This is a genomic window from Streptomyces sp. enrichment culture (assembly GCF_964273255.1).
In the GTDB taxonomy this organism is placed as follows: Bacteria; Actinomycetota; Actinomycetes; order Streptomycetales; family Streptomycetaceae; genus Streptomyces.
In genome coordinates, this window is sequence record NZ_OZ186835.1 from 1,478,763 (window position 1) to 1,496,146 (window position 17,384).

General features: G+C 74.6%; 14 protein-coding genes, 2 pseudogenes and 1 riboswitch. Of the genes and pseudogenes, 7 read left to right on the plus strand and 9 right to left on the minus strand.

Features of this window, described 5'->3' with window-relative positions:
- Nucleotides 1-62 precede the first annotated feature (62 nt).
- From ACSU53_RS06370 to ACSU53_RS06380, 3 genes are read right to left on the minus strand one after another with little or no spacing between them, the layout of a single operon-like run.
- Complete coding sequence (locus tag ACSU53_RS06370; protein WP_437025426.1) at nucleotides 63-707, minus strand: 3-oxoacid CoA-transferase subunit B; 645 nt, start codon at nucleotides 705-707, stop codon at nucleotides 63-65.
- Entirely contained in the window at nucleotides 704-1,372 is a 669-nt protein-coding gene (locus ACSU53_RS06375; protein WP_437025428.1) for a 3-oxoacid CoA-transferase subunit A, read from the minus strand. The genes ACSU53_RS06370 and ACSU53_RS06375 overlap by 4 nt, the downstream gene beginning before the upstream one ends.
- Nucleotides 1,372-2,616: an acetyl-CoA C-acetyltransferase gene (locus ACSU53_RS06380; RefSeq protein WP_437025429.1), complete on the minus strand. Its 1,245-nt coding sequence runs from the start codon at nucleotides 2,614-2,616 to the stop codon at nucleotides 1,372-1,374. Before ACSU53_RS06380 ends, ACSU53_RS06375 begins: the two co-directional genes overlap by 1 nt.
- A 71-nt stretch (nucleotides 2,617-2,687) precedes the next feature.
- Here ACSU53_RS06380 and ACSU53_RS06385 point away from each other — a divergent pair, with 71 nt between their 5' ends.
- The 3 genes and pseudogenes from ACSU53_RS06385 to ACSU53_RS06395 form a co-directional block, all read left to right on the plus strand.
- A complete protein-coding gene (locus ACSU53_RS06385) occupies nucleotides 2,688-3,650 on the plus strand; it encodes a LysR substrate-binding domain-containing protein (RefSeq protein ID WP_437025431.1) in 963 nt (320 codons plus the stop codon).
- A 649-nt stretch (nucleotides 3,651-4,299) separates the two neighbouring features.
- Nucleotides 4,300-6,987: a SpoIIE family protein phosphatase gene (locus tag ACSU53_RS06390; protein ID WP_437033054.1), complete on the plus strand. Its 2,688-nt coding sequence runs from the start codon at nucleotides 4,300-4,302 to the stop codon at nucleotides 6,985-6,987.
- 227 nt (nucleotides 6,988-7,214) lie between these two features.
- Nucleotides 7,215-7,600: pseudogene (locus ACSU53_RS06395) on the plus strand (zinc-binding dehydrogenase); the annotation flags it as partial.
- 135 nt (nucleotides 7,601-7,735) lie between these two features.
- Here the strand turns inward: ACSU53_RS06395 and ACSU53_RS06400 are convergent.
- The 5 genes from ACSU53_RS06400 to ACSU53_RS06420 are packed head-to-tail and all read right to left on the minus strand — an operon-like array spanning nucleotide 7,736 to nucleotide 12,878.
- Complete coding sequence (locus ACSU53_RS06400; RefSeq protein WP_437025433.1) at nucleotides 7,736-8,431, minus strand: ABC transporter ATP-binding protein; 696 nt, start codon at nucleotides 8,429-8,431, stop codon at nucleotides 7,736-7,738.
- Nucleotides 8,424-9,401 carry an ABC transporter ATP-binding protein gene (locus ACSU53_RS06405; protein WP_437025434.1) on the minus strand — a complete coding sequence of 326 codons (978 nt, stop codon included), beginning with the start codon at nucleotides 9,399-9,401 and terminating at the stop codon, nucleotides 8,424-8,426. The genes ACSU53_RS06400 and ACSU53_RS06405 overlap by 8 nt, the downstream gene beginning before the upstream one ends.
- Nucleotides 9,398-10,294: an ABC transporter permease gene (locus ACSU53_RS06410; protein ID WP_437025436.1), complete on the minus strand. Its 897-nt coding sequence runs from the start codon at nucleotides 10,292-10,294 to the stop codon at nucleotides 9,398-9,400. Before ACSU53_RS06410 ends, ACSU53_RS06405 begins: the two co-directional genes overlap by 4 nt.
- A 5-nt stretch (nucleotides 10,295-10,299) precedes the next feature.
- Nucleotides 10,300-11,268 carry an ABC transporter permease gene (locus ACSU53_RS06415; RefSeq protein ID WP_437033056.1) on the minus strand — a complete coding sequence of 323 codons (969 nt, stop codon included), beginning with the start codon at nucleotides 11,266-11,268 and terminating at the stop codon, nucleotides 10,300-10,302.
- 20 nt (nucleotides 11,269-11,288) lie between these two features.
- Entirely contained in the window at nucleotides 11,289-12,878 is a 1,590-nt protein-coding gene (locus ACSU53_RS06420) for an ABC transporter substrate-binding protein (protein ID WP_437025438.1), read from the minus strand.
- A gap of 181 nt (nucleotides 12,879-13,059) precedes the next feature.
- Nucleotides 13,060-13,243, plus strand: a riboswitch (cobalamin riboswitch).
- Between the two features lie 30 nt (nucleotides 13,244-13,273).
- On the opposite strand from ACSU53_RS06420, the gene ACSU53_RS06425 reads away from it, so the two are divergent.
- The 4 genes and pseudogenes from ACSU53_RS06425 to ACSU53_RS06440 form a co-directional block, all read left to right on the plus strand.
- The gene (locus ACSU53_RS06425) at nucleotides 13,274-14,011 is read left to right on the plus strand and encodes an energy-coupling factor ABC transporter permease (RefSeq protein ID WP_437025440.1); all 738 of its coding nucleotides are present in this window, start codon (nucleotides 13,274-13,276) and stop codon (nucleotides 14,009-14,011) included.
- Nucleotides 14,008-14,421 (plus strand): energy-coupling factor ABC transporter substrate-binding protein, encoded by a 414-nt coding sequence (locus ACSU53_RS06430; RefSeq protein ID WP_437025442.1) that lies wholly within the window; start codon nucleotides 14,008-14,010, stop codon nucleotides 14,419-14,421. The genes ACSU53_RS06425 and ACSU53_RS06430 overlap by 4 nt, the downstream gene beginning before the upstream one ends.
- 6 nt (nucleotides 14,422-14,427) lie before the next feature.
- Complete coding sequence (gene cbiQ, locus ACSU53_RS06435; RefSeq protein ID WP_437025444.1) at nucleotides 14,428-15,177, plus strand: cobalt ECF transporter T component CbiQ; 750 nt, start codon at nucleotides 14,428-14,430, stop codon at nucleotides 15,175-15,177.
- A pseudogene (locus tag ACSU53_RS06440) lies at nucleotides 15,174-15,997 on the plus strand (energy-coupling factor ABC transporter ATP-binding protein); the annotation flags it as partial. The gene cbiQ and the pseudogene ACSU53_RS06440, both read left to right, overlap by 4 nt.
- A 330-nt stretch (nucleotides 15,998-16,327) precedes the next feature.
- Here the strand turns inward: ACSU53_RS06440 and ACSU53_RS06445 are convergent.
- Nucleotides 16,328-17,122, minus strand: coding sequence for an SGNH/GDSL hydrolase family protein (locus tag ACSU53_RS06445; protein ID WP_437025446.1), 795 nt, complete (start codon nucleotides 17,120-17,122; stop codon nucleotides 16,328-16,330).
- Nucleotides 17,123-17,384 lie beyond the last annotated feature (262 nt).

The following is a 17,384-nucleotide window of genomic DNA, read 5'->3' on the forward strand; positions in this document are numbered from 1 at the left end:
GGGGCCGTCCCCGCGGTGCGGGGGCGAGGGGGCCGTCCCCGCCGGCCCCTGGTGCTCCGTCCTCACTCCGCGAACCGCAGTCCCAGCCGTTCCTCCAGGTCCCCGCGCGTCGTGCCGAAGAGGTCGCGGACGCGGACGCCGTCGGTGTCGATGTCGAAGATGCCGTGGTCGGTGTAGACGCGGGAGACGCAGGCCAGGCCGGTGAGGGGGTAGGTGCACTCCTCGACCAGCTTGGGGGTGCCGTCCTTGGCGAAGAGGTCCATCATCACGAAGGTCTGGCGGGCGCCGACCGCGAGGTCCATGGCGCCGCCGACCGCCGGGATGGAACCCGGGGCGCCCGTCGACCAGTTGGCGAGGTCGCCGCGGACCGAGACCTGGTAGGCACCGAGGACGCAGTAGTCGAGGTGGCCGCCGCGCATCATGGCGAAGCTGTCCGCGTGGTGGAAGTAGGAGGCGCCCGGGAGTTCGGTGACGGGCTGCTTGCCGGCGTTGATGAGGTCGGGGTCGACCTCGTCGTCGGCGGCGAGCGGGCCCATGCCGAGCATGCCGTTCTCGGTGTGCAGGGTGACGCGCTGCTCGGGACGCAGGTGGTTGGAGATGAGGGTCGGCGCCCCGATGCCGAGGTTGACGAACGAACCGGCGGGGATGTCGGCCGCGATCAGCGCGGCGAGCGCGTCGCGGTCGCGCAGGGGTGCGGTGCTGCTCATGCCGGGCCTCCGAGGGTGACGACGTGGTCGGTGTAGATGCCGGGGGTCACGACGTGCTCGGGGTCGAGGGCCCCGGTGTCGACGACGTCGCGGACCTGCACGACGGTGGTGGCCGCCGCGGTGGCCATCACGGGGCCGAAGTTGCGGGCGGTCTTCCGGTAGACGAGGTTGCCGGTGCGGTCGGCGGTGTCGGCCTTGATGAGGGCGACGTCGGCGGTGAGCGGCTGTTCCAGGACGTACCCGACGCCGTCGATGACGCGGGTCTCCTTTCCCTCGGCGAGGACGGTGCCGTAGCCGGTGCGGGTGAAGAAGCCGCCGATGCCGGCGCCGCCGGCGCGGATGCGTTCGGCGAGGGTGCCCTGGGGGACCAGTTCGAGCTCGACGGTGCCGGCCCGGTAGGCGGCGTCGAAGTGCCAGGAGTCGTGCTGGCGGGGGAAGGAGCAGACGACCTTGCGGACCCTGCCCTTGGCGATCAGCGCGGCCAGGCCGATGTCGCCGTTGCCCGCGTTGTTGTTGACGATGGTGAGGTCGCCGACGCCGGAGGCGATGAGCGCGTCGATGAGTTCGACGGGCTGGCCGGCGGCGCCGAATCCGCCGACCATGACGACGGCGCCGTCGCGGACACAGGTGACGGCCTCGGCCGGGTCGGTGTGGAAGGTCGGCATCACGCGTCAGCCCTTTCGAACACGGCGGCCAGGCCCTGACCGCCTCCGATGCACATCGTCTCCAGCGCGTACCGGCCGCCGCTGCGGCGCAGCTGGTGCGCGAGGGTTGCCAGGATGCGGGCGCCGGTGGCCCCGACGGGGTGGCCGAGGGAGATGCCGGAGCCGTTGGGGTTGAGCCGCTCGTCCGTCGCCGGGATGTCCCACTCGCGCAGGCACGCGAGCACCTGGGCGGCGAACGCCTCGTTCAGTTCGATCAGATCCAGGTCGTTCAGGGTGAGTCCGGCGCGCTGGAGCGCGGCGGCGGTGGCCGGGACGGGGCCGATGCCCATCCGTTCCGGGCCGACGCCGGCGACCGCCCAGGCGCGCAGCGCGAGCAGGGGTTCCCAGCCGCGGCGTTCGGCCTCGGCGCGGGTGGTGACCAGGCACATCGCGGCGCCGTCGTTCTGGCCGCTGGAGTTGCCCGCGGTCACCGTCGCGCCGGGGTCCTGCTCCGCCCGCACGGGGCGCAGCTTCGCCAGGTCCTCGGCGGTGGTGCCGGGGCGCGGGTGCTCGTCGGTGTCGACGATCCGCTCCGGGGTGCGGCGGGTCGCGGGCACGGTGACCGGCACGATCTCGTCAGCGAACCGGCCCTCGGCCTGCGCGCGGCCGACGCGGGTCTGCGAGGCGAGGGCGAGGGCGTCCTGTTCCTCGCGGGTGAGGCCGTACTCGCGGCGCAGGTGCTCCGCCGTCTCGATCATGCCGCCGGGGACCGGGTGGTCGCGTCCGCCCGCGGTCTGGCGGGCCCGGTCCAGCCGGTCCCACAGTTCGAGGGTGCCGGCCCTGACGCCCTGGCGGACGCCGAGCGCGTAGTGCTCGACCTGGCTCATCGACTCCACTCCCCCGGCGACCACCGTGGTGGCGGCGCCGGTGGCGACGGTCCCGGCCGCGTAGAGGACGGCCTGGAGCCCGGAGCCGCAGCGGCGGTCGAGCTGGAGTCCGGTGACCGCGGTGCCGAGTCCGGCGTCGAGGGCGGCGATGCGGCCGATGGCGGGGTTCTCGCCGCTGGGGTAGCAGTTGCCGAGCACCACGTCGTCGACGTCGCCCTCGCCGAGTCCGGCGCGGTCGGCGAGGGCGCGGAGCAGTTGCCGGGCCAGTTCGGTCGCGGGGAGTCCGGCGAACGCGCCGCCGAAGCGGCCCACCGGTGTGCGCAGCGGGTGGCAGACGACCACGTCGGAAGCAGACGTCGCAGACTTCACAGACTTCATGCCAGGGACGGTAGTCAGTCGGTATCGGTAGGAGAAATATCAAAATCCCGCTGATTGATATCTTGTTGCATATGACTGATGAGCTGCGTCGGATGCGTTACTTCGTGACCGTCGCGGAGGAGTTGCACTTCGGGCGGGCCGCGGAGCGGCTGCACATGGCGCAGCCTCCGCTCAGCCAGGCGGTGCGGGGGCTGGAGGAGTTGGTGGGGGCCCGGCTGCTGGAGCGGACCACGCGCCGGGTGGCGCTGACCGCCGCCGGTGAGGCGTATCTGCGGCACGCGCGGGACGTGCTGGCGCGCGTGGAGCGGGCCAGGCAGGACGCGCGCCGGATCGAGGCGGGGCTGGAGGGGCGTCTCGTGGTCGGCTGTGTGGGGTCGGCGACGTACTCGCTGCTGCCGCGTTTCGCGCGCGCCCTGCGGGCCGAGCTGACCTCGGTCGACCTGGCCGTGCGGGGGGAGATGCTCACCGCGGACCAGGTGGCGGCGCTGCGGGACGGCACCATCGACCTGGGGCTGATGCGGCCCCCGGTCGACCGGGCGGGCGTCGTCGTCACCCGGCTGCGGTCCGACCGGCTCGTGCTGGCGGTCCCGGACGAGCATCCGCTGGCACGGCGGCGCCGGGCCTTCGTCCGGGACCTGGGGGGCGAGACGCTGCTCACGCATCCGGGCGGCGGGCGGTCCGCCATGTTCGACGTGGTGACGCGGGCCGTGTCCGAGGCGCGGGTCGCTCCGGGGGCCGTGCAGGAGGTGGCCGAGACGTCGACCCTGCTCACGTTCGTGGCGGCCGGTCTCGGGCTGGCGGTGCTGCCCGAGCCGGCCCGGGCGCTGGCCCTCGAAGGGGTGGTCTGGCTGCCGCTGCAGGGGGTGCCGCCGGTCGAACTGGTGGCGGTCCGCCGCGACCGGGTCGAACCCCATGTGACACGGGCGGTGGACTCCCTCGGGAGGGTGGCGGCGAGTGGAGCGGGGGCTGGGACAGGGACAGGGGCTGGGGCAGGGACAGGGGCCGGGACGGGGGGCCGGGCCCGGAGGGGGTGAGACGGGCCGGCCCGGGCCCGGGGCAGAACCGACCCGGGGTCAGGGCAGAACCGGACCAGGGCGGCCAGGGCAGGAGCGGCCCGGGCTCGGGGGCAGAACCTGCCCGGGCTCGGGGGCAGGTTCTGCCCCCGAGCCCGGGCCACCTCCGCATGGCCGGGAGGTCGCTCTCGGCCCCCGGTCGGTCCGCCGCGCCGTGCCTCGACCGCCTGGCGCCGTGCGCCCGAACCGCCGAACGCCGTCCGCCGTCCGCCGACACCCTCGCCGCACCCGTCCTCGCCCACGGCGCGCATCGCCGATGCAATGCCGACCCGATGCCGACGCACTGCCGACGCGATATCGATATCGACGCACTACCGACGCGGCGCCGGCCGCGACACGACGCCATCGCCCGAAAAGAGTACCGTTGACACATTCGTGAGCATGACGAAGGACTTTTCCGGCGCTTCCGCCAGGTCAGGACGCTCAGAAGGAGGGAATCGGGACAGTGAGCGGTTATTCCCGGCGCCCTCCGGTTCTGTCGCCCCGCCTCTTCGGCGCCCGGAGGGTGCGGACGGCGACCCCCGGCCGGCGGCGGGGCCTGGCCGGGGAGCGAGCGGGGGGCGGTGCACGGAGGGGGTCCCAGGAGCCACCCACGGGCCGGTTGCGTTCGCTGTTCCGGGTGCGCAGTGTGGCCGGCCAGGTCTTCCTGCTCCAGGTGCTGGTCGTCGCCCTGGTCATCGCCGCCGCCCTGGCCGCCCTCCTGCTCCAGGCCCGGCGGGACAGCACCCAGGACGCCCGGGCCCGGTCCATGGACATCGCCAAGACGCTGGCGTACTCCCCCGAGATGGTGGAGGACCTCCAGGCGCCCGATCCGACGGCCGAGCTGCAGCCCTACACCGAGCGGATCCGCGCGGAGAGCGGGGTGGACCTGATCGTGGTGCTCTCGCCGACCGGCATCCGCTACACCCATCCGGACCCGGCGGAGATCGGCGAGTTCGACCCCAACGCGCTGAACCTGCCGAGCGGGCCGCGCACGGAGAACTTCCACACCACCGCGGGCGACGCCGTGGCCTCGTACGTGCCCGTCACCGACCGGGACGGCACCGTCGTCGGCACGGTCGCGGTCTCGATCACGGTGAAGAGAGTCGCGAGCATGGCGACGGCGCAGCTGCCCGTGCTGGTGGGGGCGGCCGTCGGGGCGCTCGCCCTGAGCGCGGCCGGCACCGCGCTGGTCAGTCGGCGGCTGCTGCGGCAGACCCACGGGCTGGGCCCGGTGGAGATGACCCGGATGTACGACCACCACGACGCGGTGCTGCACGCGGTGCGGGAGGGCGTGCTGATCACGGACGGTGACGGGACACTGGTGCTGGCCAACGACGAGGCGCGCCGGCTGCTGGACCTGCCGCCGGACGCGGAGCGGCGGCGGGTCGCGGATCTGGAGCTGGAGCCGGGGCTGCTGGAGGTGCTGGCCTCGGACCGCACGGCCACCGACGAGGTGCACCAGGCGGGCGGGCGCCTGCTGGCGGTCAACAAGCGCCGGACGGCCCCCGCGCCGCCCGACCTCGGACGGGCCGGCAGCGTGGTGACGCTCCGCGACACCACGGAACTGCGGACCCTGTCGGGCCGTGCGGAGGTGGCGCGCGAGCGGCTGACGCTGCTCTACGACGCGGGGGCGCGCATCGGTTCCACCCTGGACCTGCGCCACACCGCCCAGGAACTGGCCGACGTGGCGGTGCCGCGGTTCGCGATGGTGGTCACCGTGGAGCTGTCGGAGGCGGTGCTGCGCGGCGAGGAGCCGTCCGGGACGACGACGGGTCTGCGCCGGGTGGCGGTGAGCGGCGTGGCGTCCGACACGCCGCTGGTGCCGGTGGGCGGGCAGGTCCGCTTCCCGCCCGGTACGCCGCAGGCGCGGAGCGTGGAGAGCGGCCGGGCGGTGCTGGAGACGGATCTGACCGCCGCCGAGGACTGGCAGGCGCAGGACCCGGAGGAGGCGGCGAACGTCCTGGCCCACGGCGGGGGCTCGCTGATCACGGTGCCGTTGCGGGCCCGCGGCGGGCTGCTGGGGGTGGTGGACTTCTGGCGGTCGCAGTGGGAGGAGCCGTTCGACGGGGGTGACATGGCGTTCGCGGAGGAGCTGGCCGCCTGGGCCTCGGTGGCGCTCGACAACGCCCGCCGCTACACGCGTGAGCACGCGATGGCGGTGACGCTGCAGCAGAGTCTGCTGCCCCGGGACCTGCCGGAGCTGAGTGCGCTGGACGTGGCGCACCGCTACCTGCCCGCGCAGGCGGGGGTGGGCGGTGACTGGTTCGACGTGATCGAGCTGTCCGGTGCCCGGGTGGCGCTGGTGGTCGGTGACGTGGTGGGGCACGGGCTGCACGCGGCGGCCACGATGGGCCGGCTGCGCACGGCGGTGCACAACTTCGCGACGCTGGACCTGGCGCCGGACGAGCTGCTGGCCCGGCTGGACGACCTGGTGGCCCGGCTCGACCGGGAGCAGTCGGGCCATGACGACGACGAGACGCTCATCGGGGCGACCTGTCTCTACGTCGTCTACGACCCGGCGTCCGGTTCCTGCATGATGGCGCGGGCCGGGCATCCGCCGCCCGCCCTGGTCCACCCGGACGGCACCGCCGTCTTCCCGGACCTGCCCGCCGGTCCCCCGCTGGGCCTGGGCGGGCTGCCCTTCGAGGCCGTGGAGATCCGGGTGCCCGAGGCGAGTCAGCTGGTGCTCTACACCGACGGGCTCGTCGAGAAGCGGGGCCGGGACATCGACGTGGGCCTGGCGATCCTGCAGGGTGCGCTGTCCCGGCCGGGGCGGGCGCCGGAGGAGACCTGCCGGGCCGTGCTGGAGGCGCTGCCGCCGGACCGGGCCACCGACGACGTCGCCCTGCTGGTGGCGCGGACCCGGGTGCTGGACGCGGACCAGGTGGCCGACTGGGACGTGCCCCGGGAGCCGTCGGCGGTGTCCCGGATCCGCTCGGAGGTCGCCCGGCAGCTGGACGCGTGGGGGCTGACGGAGGCGGGGTTCGCCACCGAACTGATCCTCAGCGAACTGGTCACCAACGCGATCCGCTACGGCACGTCGCCGATCCACGTCCGTCTGCTCCGGGACCGTCACCTGATCTGCGAGGTGTCCGACGGCAGCAGCACCTCGCCGCACCTGCGGTACGCGTCGACCACGGACGAGGGCGGGCGCGGTCTGTTCCTGGTCGCCCGGTACGCGGAGCGCTGGGGCACCCGGTACACGCCCGGGGGGAAGGTCATCTGGACCGAGCAGTTGCTGGACGGCGGCAGCGAGCCCGGCGAGCCGGTGAGCGACGACGACCTGCTGGCGCAGTGGGCCGACGTGACGCTGTGAGGGCGGCGGCCGGGCCTGTGGGCGCGGTCCCGGGGTGACTCCGCGGGGGCCGGACCGGACGTGCCCTGCGACGGGCGCCGTCCGCCGGTGCGTGTCAGGCCCCGGAAGGCCGCCGTCGCCGCCCCCGGGGACCGCCGGGTGCCGCCGGGAGGCTGCGCAGGGTCAGCGCGGCCGGCGGGGGCAGCGGTTCACCGGCCCCCCGGTCGGCGCGGAACGAACTGGAGCCGCCCGGCGCGCACCTGGCCGTCGACCAGCGGGCCGTGCGGCCGGCGGACCCGGGCCGCTTCGCGTGGTCCTGGGCACCGTGGGGACCGATCTGCGGACCTTCCGGCGCCTGCTGCGGACCGGCGGTCGCATGGTCACCCTCGCCTTCGGCCTGGAGCGGCCCGCCGCGTCGCTCGGCCGCCTCGCGGTCGGCGCCGTCCACGGACGGGGCCGGGTGTGCTTCTTCAGCGGCACCCCCCGGCGGGCGGACTTCGACGATCCCGCCCGCCATGTCGCCGAAGGGAAGCTGAGGCCCGCGGTGGACACGGTCTCCGCCCTGGAGGAGACGGCGGCGGCACACCGGGAGCTGAAGGCGGGCGGCGTCCGGGGCAAGTACGTGGTCAGGGTCGCGCAGGGCGTCCATGGACGTGGTCGGGGTCGCGCAGGGCGTCCGTGGACGTCCGGGGCCGGTACGCGGCCGAGGTCGCGCAGGTGTCCGTGGGGCCCGGCCGGCCGCGTCACCGGCCCCGTCCGGACCACTCGCCTACGGGGCGGTGAGGGCCTCCCGGGGAGCCGTCCTCGCGGGGGCGGCCACGGTGTCCCAGTGCACCGTGCGGTCGCACCACCGGTCGAGCAGGATCTGGTCGTGGCCCACCGCGAGCAGGGCGGCGCCCGTCGCCGCCCGGTAGTCCTCGACGACGGCCACCAGCGCCGCGGTGGTGGAGGCGTCCAGCATGGCGGTCATCTCGTCGCAGATGAGCAGGCGCGGCTTCAGTACCAGCGCGCGGGCGAGGCAGGCCCGTTGGAGCTGGCCGTCGCTGACCTCGTGGGGGCGGCGGGTGAGCAGGTCGGGGGTGAGGCCGACCGTCCCGGCGAGTTCGGGGACCCGGGCGGGGATCTCCTCGCGGCGGCCGGTGGCGCGCAGCGGTTCGGCGATCAGGTCGGTCAGGCGCAGCCGGGGGTCGGCGGAGAGCCGGGGCTGCTGGAAGACGACGCCGAAGGCGGTGCGGGCGGCGCGCGGGGCGCGGTGGCGCCAGTGCCGTACGGGGGTGCCGTCGAGGAGGACGCTGCCGGCGTCGGGGCGGTGCAGCAGGGCGGCGACCCGGGCGAGGGTGGACTTGCCGCAGCCGCTGGGGCCGAGCAGGCCGACGGCCTCGCCCGCGGCGACGGTGAGGGAGGCGTCCCGGACGACGGGGGCGCGGCGGTCGTAGCCGGCGGTGACGGCGCGCAGTTCAAGCACGGGCTTCCTCCGGGGTGCGGGCCGGGACCGGGTGGTGGCAGGCGACCGCGTCGGTCAGGGCCGGGACGGTGGCGCAGGCCGGGGTGGCGCGGTCGCAGCGGGGGGCGAAGGCGCAGCCGTCGGGGAGGCTGCCGAGTTCGGGGGGCAGGCCGGGGATGGGGGTGAAGGCGCGGTCGGGGAGGGCGTCCAGCAGGCCGCGGCTGTAGGGGTGGCGGGGGCCGGGTGCGCCGAAGAAGGTGTCCGCCGGGGTGAGTTCGACGATGCGGCCCGCGTACATGACGGCGACCCGGTCGGCGATGCGGGCGGCTGCGGCCAGGTCGTGGGTGATCATCAGCAGGGCGCGGCCCTGTTCGGCGTCGACGTGGCGGCGCAGTTCGTCGACGGTGCGCTCGACCAGGTCGCGGTCGAGGCCGGTGGTGGGTTCGTCGGCGAGCAGCAGGGGCGCGTCGCCGATCAGCGCGAGGGCGGTGGCGGCGCGCTGGGCGAGGCCGCCGGAGAGTTCGTGCGGGTAGCGGTCGAGGTGGTCGGCGGGGAACGCGGCGCGGGCGGCGGCCAGCTCGGCGGCCTCGCGCAGGGCGGCCCGGCCGCGGACGCCGGTGAGTTCGGCGATGGTCTCCTCCACCTGGGCGCGGATGGTGCGCACGGGCGTGAGGTGGGCGGCGGGGCTCTGCGGGACGAGGCCGATGCGGCGGCCGCGGACGCGGCCGGCCAGGGTGCGTTCGCCGGCGGTGAGCAGGTCGAGGTCGCCGAGGTGGGCGTGGCCGGCGGTGCGCGCGTTGGCGGGGAGCAGGCCGAGGAGGGCGGAGGCGAGGACGGACTTGCCGCAGCCGCTCTCGCCGACCAGGGCGAGGCATTCGCCGGGGGCGACGTCGAAGTGGGCGTCGGTGACGGCGGCGACCCGGCGCCCGCCGGGCATCAGGAAGCGCACGGTCAGGCCGCGGACGGACAGCACGGGGGGTGACGCGGTCACAGGCTGAGCTCCGATCGGCGGCGGGGGTTGATCCGTTCCCGCCAGACTCCGGCGAGTCCGGCGATGGCGAGGGTGGGGATGATCAGGAAGAGGCCGGGGAACAGGGTGGGCCACCACTGCCCGGCGAGCAGGGAGCCGCGGGCGCCCTGGATGAGGGTGCCGAGGCTGGCGGTGTGCGGGGGCAGGCCGAGGCCGAGGAAGGACAGGGCGCTCTCGTGCCACATGGCGTGCGGGACCATCAGGACGGCGGCGAGTCCGGCCTGGGGCAGGACGCCGGGCAGCAGGTGGCGCAGGGCGACCCGCCACCGGGAGGCACCGCCGGAGACGGCCGCGTCGATGTAGGGGCGGGAGCGCAGGGAGAGCACCTCGGCGCGCACGATGCGGGCGGTGGACAGCCAGTGGGTGAGGGCGACGGAGATCACCACGGGCCAGACGCCGGGCCGGAACATCGCCACGATGAAGATGCCGAGCAGCAGGTGCGGCACGGAGGCAATGGCGTCGACGACGCGCATGACGAGCCGGTCGGCCCAGCCGCCGAGGGCGCCGGCGGTGGCGCCGACGGCGGTGCCGATGACGGTGGCGGTGAGCGCGGCGACCAGGCCGACGAGCAGGGAGACGCGCAGGCCGTAGACGCAGCGCAGCAGGAGGTCGCGGCCGACGTCGTCGGTGCCGAAGGGGTGGGACCAGCTGGGCGGCAGGAGTTTGGCGGAGAGGTCGACGGTCTGCTGGTCGAGCTGGGCCAGGGGCGGGACGAGCAGCACCGCGAGGACGGTCAGGGCGACCAGCGCGGCGGAGACTCGCAGCCGGAGGGTGTGGGTGGAGCGGCGGGCGGTGCCGCGCTCGCGCAGGGCGGGCCCGGGGAGGGGGGTCTTCTCCAGGGTGGTGTCAGCCATGGGGATCACATCTCATCCAGCTTCACCCTCGGGTCGGTGAGTCCGTACAGCAGGTCGGCGAGCAGGTTTCCGGCGAGGACGGCGGCGGTGGCGAGGGTGGTCAGCGCGGCCAGCAGCGGGAAGTCGACGGCGGTGGCGGCCTCGACGGTGGCGGCGGCGATGCCGGGCCAGCTGAAGACGGTCTCCACCAGCAGGGCGCCGGTGATGAGTTCGGGTACGCGGGAGCCGATCAGGGTGAGGACGGGCAGCAGGCCGGAGCGCAGGGCGTGGCCGAGCAGGACGGTGCGCTCGGCGAGGCCGCGGGCCCGGGCGCCGCGCACGGGGTCCTCGGCGAGGGCGTCGCCGACGCCCTGGCGGACGTAGAGCGTGAACCAGGGCAGCTGGGAGACGGCGAGGACGCCGGCGGGCAGCACGAGGTGGGTGGCGAGCTGTCCGGCGGTGACGTGGTCGCTGCCGGTGTCGGTGAGGCCGCCGGCCGGCAGGACGTCCAGTTTCAGGGCGAACAGCCAGATGGCGAGCAGGGCGATCCAGAAGACCGGGGCGGCCTCCAGGGAGTACGACACGGAGGTGATCGCCCGGTCGAGGAGCGATCCGGGGCGACGGGCGGCCAGCACCCCGAGCAGGGTGCCGAGCAGCACGGCGACCACGAAGGCGACGGCGCACAGCAGCGTCGACCAGAGCAGGCGTTCGCCGATGACCTCGGCGACCGGCTGGCGCATCACGGTGGACTGGCCGAGGTCGCCGGTGACGGCGGAGGTCAGCCAGTCCCACCAGCGGGCGGTGAGGGGGCGGTCGACGCCCAGGTTCTCGCGCAGGCGGTCCAGGGTCTCCTGGTCGGCGCCCAGGGCGGCGGTGCCCGCGTACGCCTTCACCGGGTCGAAGGGGGAGGCGGCGGCGAGGGCGAACGCGCCGAAGGTGACGACGAGGAGCACGGGCACGGCGAACAGGGCCCGCCGTGCCACGAGCCGTCCCATCGCCGCCCAGGGCAGGGTGCTCACTTCTTCGGCTTCCAGTCCTCGACGTTCCACCAGGGGCCGCTGGCGAAGCCGTGCTCGTGCGGTTCGGTCTGGGTGGTCAGGCCGTCCCAGTCGTCGTCGAGGACGTAGAGGTGGTCGATGTGGGTGAGGAAGGTGTACCCGGGGTTCTTCACCAGGGCGCGCTGGAGGTCGTCGTAGGCGGCCTCGCGCTCGGCCTGGACGCGGGTGCGGCGGCCTTCGTCGAGGGCCTTGTCCACGGCCGGGTCGTCGTAGCGGGCCATGTTGTTGAAGCCGTCGCCGGCCAGGGAGGAGTGCAGCAGGGTGTACAGGCCGAAGTCGGGGTCGCCGACGCTGCCGAAGCCGGCGAGGACGGCGTCCTGCTTCATGCGGGGCTCGATGACCTCCCAGGTCCCGCTCTCGACGGTGACGTCGATGCCGGCCTGCTTGGCGTCGGAGGCGTAGGCGAGGGCGTGGTCCTGGCGGACCTTGTCGCCGGAGGGGTAGTAGAGGGTGAAGGCGGCGCGGCGGCCGTCCTTGGCGCGGATGCCGTCCTTGCCGGGCTTCCAGCCGGCGTCGTCGAGGATCTTCTTCGCGCGGGCGAGGTCGCGGGGGCGCTCGACGTCCTCGGCGAACCAGGAGTCGTCGACGGGGAGGGGGCCGTAGGCGGGCCGGCCGGCGCCGTCGAGGATCTTGTCGACCATGGCCTTGCGGTCCACGGAGAGGTCGAGGGCCCGGCGGATGGCGGTGTCGCGGGTGACGGGGTTCTCGGTGGGGAGGGTGACCGCGCGGAAGTCGTAGGAGGTGGCCCGGTACGTCCTGCGGTCGTCGTCCTTCTCGAAGGTGGCGGCCAGGTTGGGCGGCAGGGTCGCGCCGTCGAGGTCGCCGGAGCGCAGCCGGGTGGCGCGGACGTCGTCGTCGGCGATGACCGCCATGGTGAGCTTCTTCACCTTCGGGGCGCCGCCCCAGTAGTCCGGGTTGGCCTTGAAGGTGAGCTTCTCGCCCTTGCGCCAGTCGGTGAGGACGTACGGTCCGGTGCCGATCGGCCGGGTGTTGAAGGAGCCGGTGTTGGGGTCCTGCTTTCCGACCACGTGCTCGGGGACGATGGGCAGCACGGTGCGGGAGGCGAAGGCCGCGTAGGGGTAGTCGAGGGTGAAGACGACCTTGTGGTCGCCGTCGGCCCGGACCTCCTTGATGGCGTCCAGTTCGCTCTTGGCGGTGTTGTTGGTCTTGTCGTCGAGCACCGTGCGGTAGGTGTAGACGACGTCCTCGCTGGTCAGCGGCTCGCCGTCGGTGAACTTCACGTCGTCGCGGAGGGTGAAGGTGTAGGTGCGGCCGTCGTCGGCGACCTCGGGGAGGTCCTTGGCGAGGGCGGGCTTAAGGTTCATCTCCGCGTCGCGGGCCAGCAGCCCGTCGAAGATCTTGGAGTTGCCGTCCTTGCCGTAGCCGAGCAGCGGGTTCAGGGTGTCCGGCTCGGAGGGGACCCCGATCACCACGGCGTCGGCGGCTGCACCGCCGTCCGCACCGCCGTTGCCCGGTGCCGAGCAGGCGGCGACCGTGCCCGCCATCACCGCGGCGACGGCGGCGCTCCGTACGCGTCGGGTCGTCATCGAACCTCACACTCCAGTTGACCGACAATCGTTGTTGCATATTAGTTGCAGCAAGGGGCTACCCGGTACCGGCTCCCCCCAGTCCCGATGCGCCCTCTCACTCCGGGGGCGCGGGATCCGTGCGGTCCGGGCGCCGTGCGTGCGCCCCCCGTGACCGCTTGTCACCGGACGGGCGCGGGCACTACTGTCGCCACGCCTTGGTGACGGGAAATCCGGTGCGACACCGGTGCGGCCCTCGCCACTGTGATCGGGAAGTCCTGCTCCTGCCCCCACGGGCGGCCACTGGGTCCCTCGGGACCCGGGAAGGCGGAGCACGGGCGGTGGTACCCGTCAGCCAGGAGACCGGCCAAGGCGCGTCAACCATCCACGAGGTGCTGGAGAGGGTCTGCTGAGCCATGCACATAGCCGAGGGTTTTCTGCCACCGGCGCACGCGGTCGCCTGGGGTGCCGTGTCGGCGCCGTTCGTCGTCCACGGAGCCCGGTCGCTCGTCCGTGAGGTCAGGAACCATCCCGAGAGCACGCTGCTGCTGGGCGCGTCCGGAGCGTTCACGTTCGTCCTGTCCGCGCTCAAGCTGCCGTCGGTGACCGGCAGTTGCTCCCACCCCACGGGGACGGGACTGGGCGCGATTTTGTTCCGGCCGCCGGTCATGGCGGTGCTGGGCACGATCACCCTGCTGTTCCAGGCGCTGCTGCTGGCCCACGGCGGGCTGACCACGCTCGGCGCCAACGTCTTCTCGATGGCGGTCGTCGGGCCGTGGGCCGGGTACGGCGTCTACCGGCTGCTGCGCCGTGCGGACGTGCCGCTGATGGGTGCGGTGTTCGCCGCCGCGTTCGCCGCCGACCTGTCGACGTACTGCGTGACCAGCGTGCAGCTGGCGCTCGCGTTCCCCGACCCGGGCAGCGGCTTCGCCGGGGCGCTCGGCACGTTCGGCGCCGTCTTCGCCGTCACGCAGATCCCGCTGGCGGTCAGCGAGGGGCTGCTCACCGTCCTGGTGATGCGCCTGCTGGTGCGCTCCAGCCGCGGCGAGCTGACCCGGCTCGGCGTGCTGGTGACGCGGGCCGGACGGGCGACGGCGGACGCCTCCGGCGCCCCGGGCACCTCGGACACGGCGTCCGGGGCGGTGACCCGATGAGCCGGAACGCCAGGATCGACACGCTGCTGCTGCTCGCCGTCGCCGCACTCGCGGTGATCCCGCTGGTGTTCGGGCTCGGCGACCACAAGGAGGAGCCGTTCGCCGGCGCGGACGCCGAGGCCGAGGCGGCGATCACCGAGATCGCCCCGGACTACGAACCGTGGTTCTCCCCGCTGTACGAACCGCCGTCCGGGGAGGTCGAGTCGGCGCTGTTCGCCCTCCAGGCGGCGATCGGCGCGGGCGTCCTCGCCTACTACTTCGGGCTGCGGCGGGGCCGCCGGCAGGGCGAGGAGCGGGCGTCCGCCTCCACCGCCATGGGCGCGGACGCGGGGGTCACGGCAGCCGGTCCGGGCGCGCAGGGGGACCCGGCCCCCCGCCCCGGGGACGCCGACGGCGAGCGGCGGGTCTGATCCCGCGTGCTCCCGATCGACGCGGCGGCGCACAGCAGTCGCTGGCGCCGCCGCCATCCCGTGGACAAGGCCGTACTGGGACTCGGGCTCACCGTGCTCGCGATCTCGCTGCCGCCCTGGCCGGGCGCGGCCCTGGTGCTGGCGACCGCCCTCGCCCTGCTGCTGGGCCCGGCCCGGGTGCCCGGCCGCCGGCTGTGGCGCGCCTACCGGGTGCCGCTGGCCTTCTGCGTCACCGGGGCGCTCCCGCTCCTGGTGCAGGTGGGCGGCTCCGGAGGGTTCCTCTCCCCCGCGGCCCACGGCCCGCAGCGGGCCGCGGAGGTGCTGCTGCGGACCTCCGCCGCCTCCCTCGGCGTGCTGCTGTTCGCGTTCACCACCCCGGTGTCCGACCTGCTGCCCCGCCTGGTCCGGGCCGGGGTGCCGGCGCCGCTCGTCGACGTGGCCCTGGTGACGTACCGCATGAGTTTCCTGCTGCTCGACGCCGTCCGCCGGGTCCGCCAGGCGCAGGCCGCCCGGCTCGGGCACACCACCCGGGCCGCGGCCTGGCGCTCACTGGGCGGGCTCGGCGCCACCGCCTTCGTGCGCTCCTTCGACCGGGCGGCGCGGCTCCAGGCCGGGCTGGCCGGGCGCGGTTACGACGGCACCCTGCGCGTGCTGGTGCCCGAGGTGCGTGTGTCCGTGCCGTTCACGGCCGCGAGCCTGGCCCTGCTGGCGGCCCTCGCGGCGCTGGCCCTCGTCCTGGAAGGGCCGCTGTCGTGAGCGGGTCCGTCCTGGTCGCCCTGCGGGACGCGTCCTTCGCCTACGAGGACGGCCCGCCGTGCTCAGCGGCCTGGACTTCGCGGTCCGCGAGGGGCGCGCCCTGGCCCTGCTGGGCCGCAACGGCAGCGGCAAGACCACCCTGATGCGCCTGCTCAGCGGCGGACTGCGCCCGCACACCGGGGAGTTGACGGTGCTGGGGCAGCCGGTGCGCCACGACCGGGCGGGGCTGACCCGGCTGCGGACGGCCGTGCAGCTGGTGGTGCAGGACCCGGACGACCAGTTGTTCGCCGCGTCCGTCGGTCAGGACGTGTCGTTCGGGCCGCTGAACCTCGGGCTGCCCGACGCCGAGGTGCGGCACCGGGTCGCGGAGGCACTGGCCGCGCTGGACATCACCGCCCTGGCCGACCGGCCGACCCACCTGCTCTCCTACGGGCAGCGCAAACGGGCGGCGATCGCGGGGGCGGTGGCGATGCGGCCCCGCGTGCTGATCCTGGACGAGCCGACCGCCGGCCTGGACCCGGACGGGCAGGAGCGCCTGCTCGCCACGCTCGACGCACTGCGCGAGGGCGGCACCACGGTGGTGATGGCCACCCACGACGTGGACCTCGCGCTGCGCTGGGCCGACGACGCGGCCCTGCTCACCCCGTCGGGGGTGCGCACCGGCCCGGTCGCCGGCCTGCTGGCCCGTACGGACCTGCTGGCCGCGGCCGGTCTGCGGCTGCCCTGGGGTGTGGCGGCCGGCCATGTCCTGCGGACCCGGGGCCTGCTGGGCGACGCGTCCGCGGGGCCGCGGACGGCGGAGGAGCTTCTCGCCCTCGCGGACGACGGGGGCCTCGCGGACCGTCCGGCGCCCCGCGGGGTGCGCGGGGCGCCGCACACGCCGGATGCGGCGGATTCGGCGGATTCGGCGGATTCGGCGGACGCGCCGAGTGGTTCGGGTGCGGCCGGAGGCCGCCGGGGGCCGGGGACCCCGGGACGGTGAGCCGAGGGCCCGTTCCCCCCGGGCGGTGCGCGGTCGGGGGGAACGGGCCCTCAGAGGAGGGACTGTGGCGGGCGGTCCGTCGGCGGGCCTTCCGGGGGCCGGCCTCCGGGCGGGGGCCGGCCCCCGGTTGAGGGCCCGCCGGCGGGCGCCCTGCGGGCGACGCGAGGTCTAGAGCGCCGAGCGGAAGGCGGGCAGGTAGCCGCTGGACTGGCCGACGGCCTTGGGGTGGTAGGAGTTGGTGACCGGCAGGGTCACGCTGTGCAGCCAGGCGTCGCCGGAGCAGAGTTCGTGTCCGGTGAACTCGTCGACGACGCTCGAGTAGGTGAACCCGGCGTTGGCGGCGCGCTTGGCGATGACGCCGTTGAGGACGTCGGCCGCGTTGTTGATGGCACCGCGCTCGGTCTCGGTCAGGCCGGCGATGCAGCTGCCGGACAGCTTGTAGAAGCGCGGGTAGCCGAGGACCACGACGTGCGCCTGCGGGGAGCGGGCGCGGATGCCGTTGTAGAGCGAGTCCAGCCTGCCGGGCAGGGTGCTCTGCATCTGGCCGACGGCCGTGTTGACGCGGCTGACGCAGGTGGCCTCGCTCTGCAGCACGCAGGCCTGCATGACGTCCGCGAAGCCGATGTCGTTGCCGCCCGCCGAGACGCTGACGAGCGTGGTGGAGGCGGTCAGCGCACCCAGTTGCCCGCTGGAGACGCTGGAGGTCGTCGCACCCGAACAGGCGACGAACCGGAAGGAGGCCGGGGAGTTGGCGTTCGCCCACAGCTGCGGGTACGCCTTGGTGCTCCGCTTGCAGTCACCGCTTTCGCCGGTGTAGCTGCCGGCGCCGACGCCGGACGAGTAGGAGTCGCCGAGGGCGACGTAGTGCTGTCCGGCCGCCGAGGCGGGTTGCGCCAGGCCGAGGACGGTGGCGGCACCCAGCAGGAGGGTCGCCAGAGAAGCCGCGAGGGAACGCACTGACACGTGTATCCACCCTTCACGCGCATTACTTGCACCGGTAGTTGAGGGAGCAAGCACGGTTGTAGCAGGCCGGGATACCGCGCGGTAACCGTCGCGCGGGAAGTCATCCGGAATGCCCCGAATACTGAGGTGCCCACATCAACTACGCGCGTGGATAAACCTCTGACGCGGGGTCTTGTCGTGAAGGTCCGGCGGGACTTGGCGCCGCGCGGTACTCCGGCGCCGCGCACCGGGGAACCGCCGGCCGGCCACCTCCCGTCCCCCG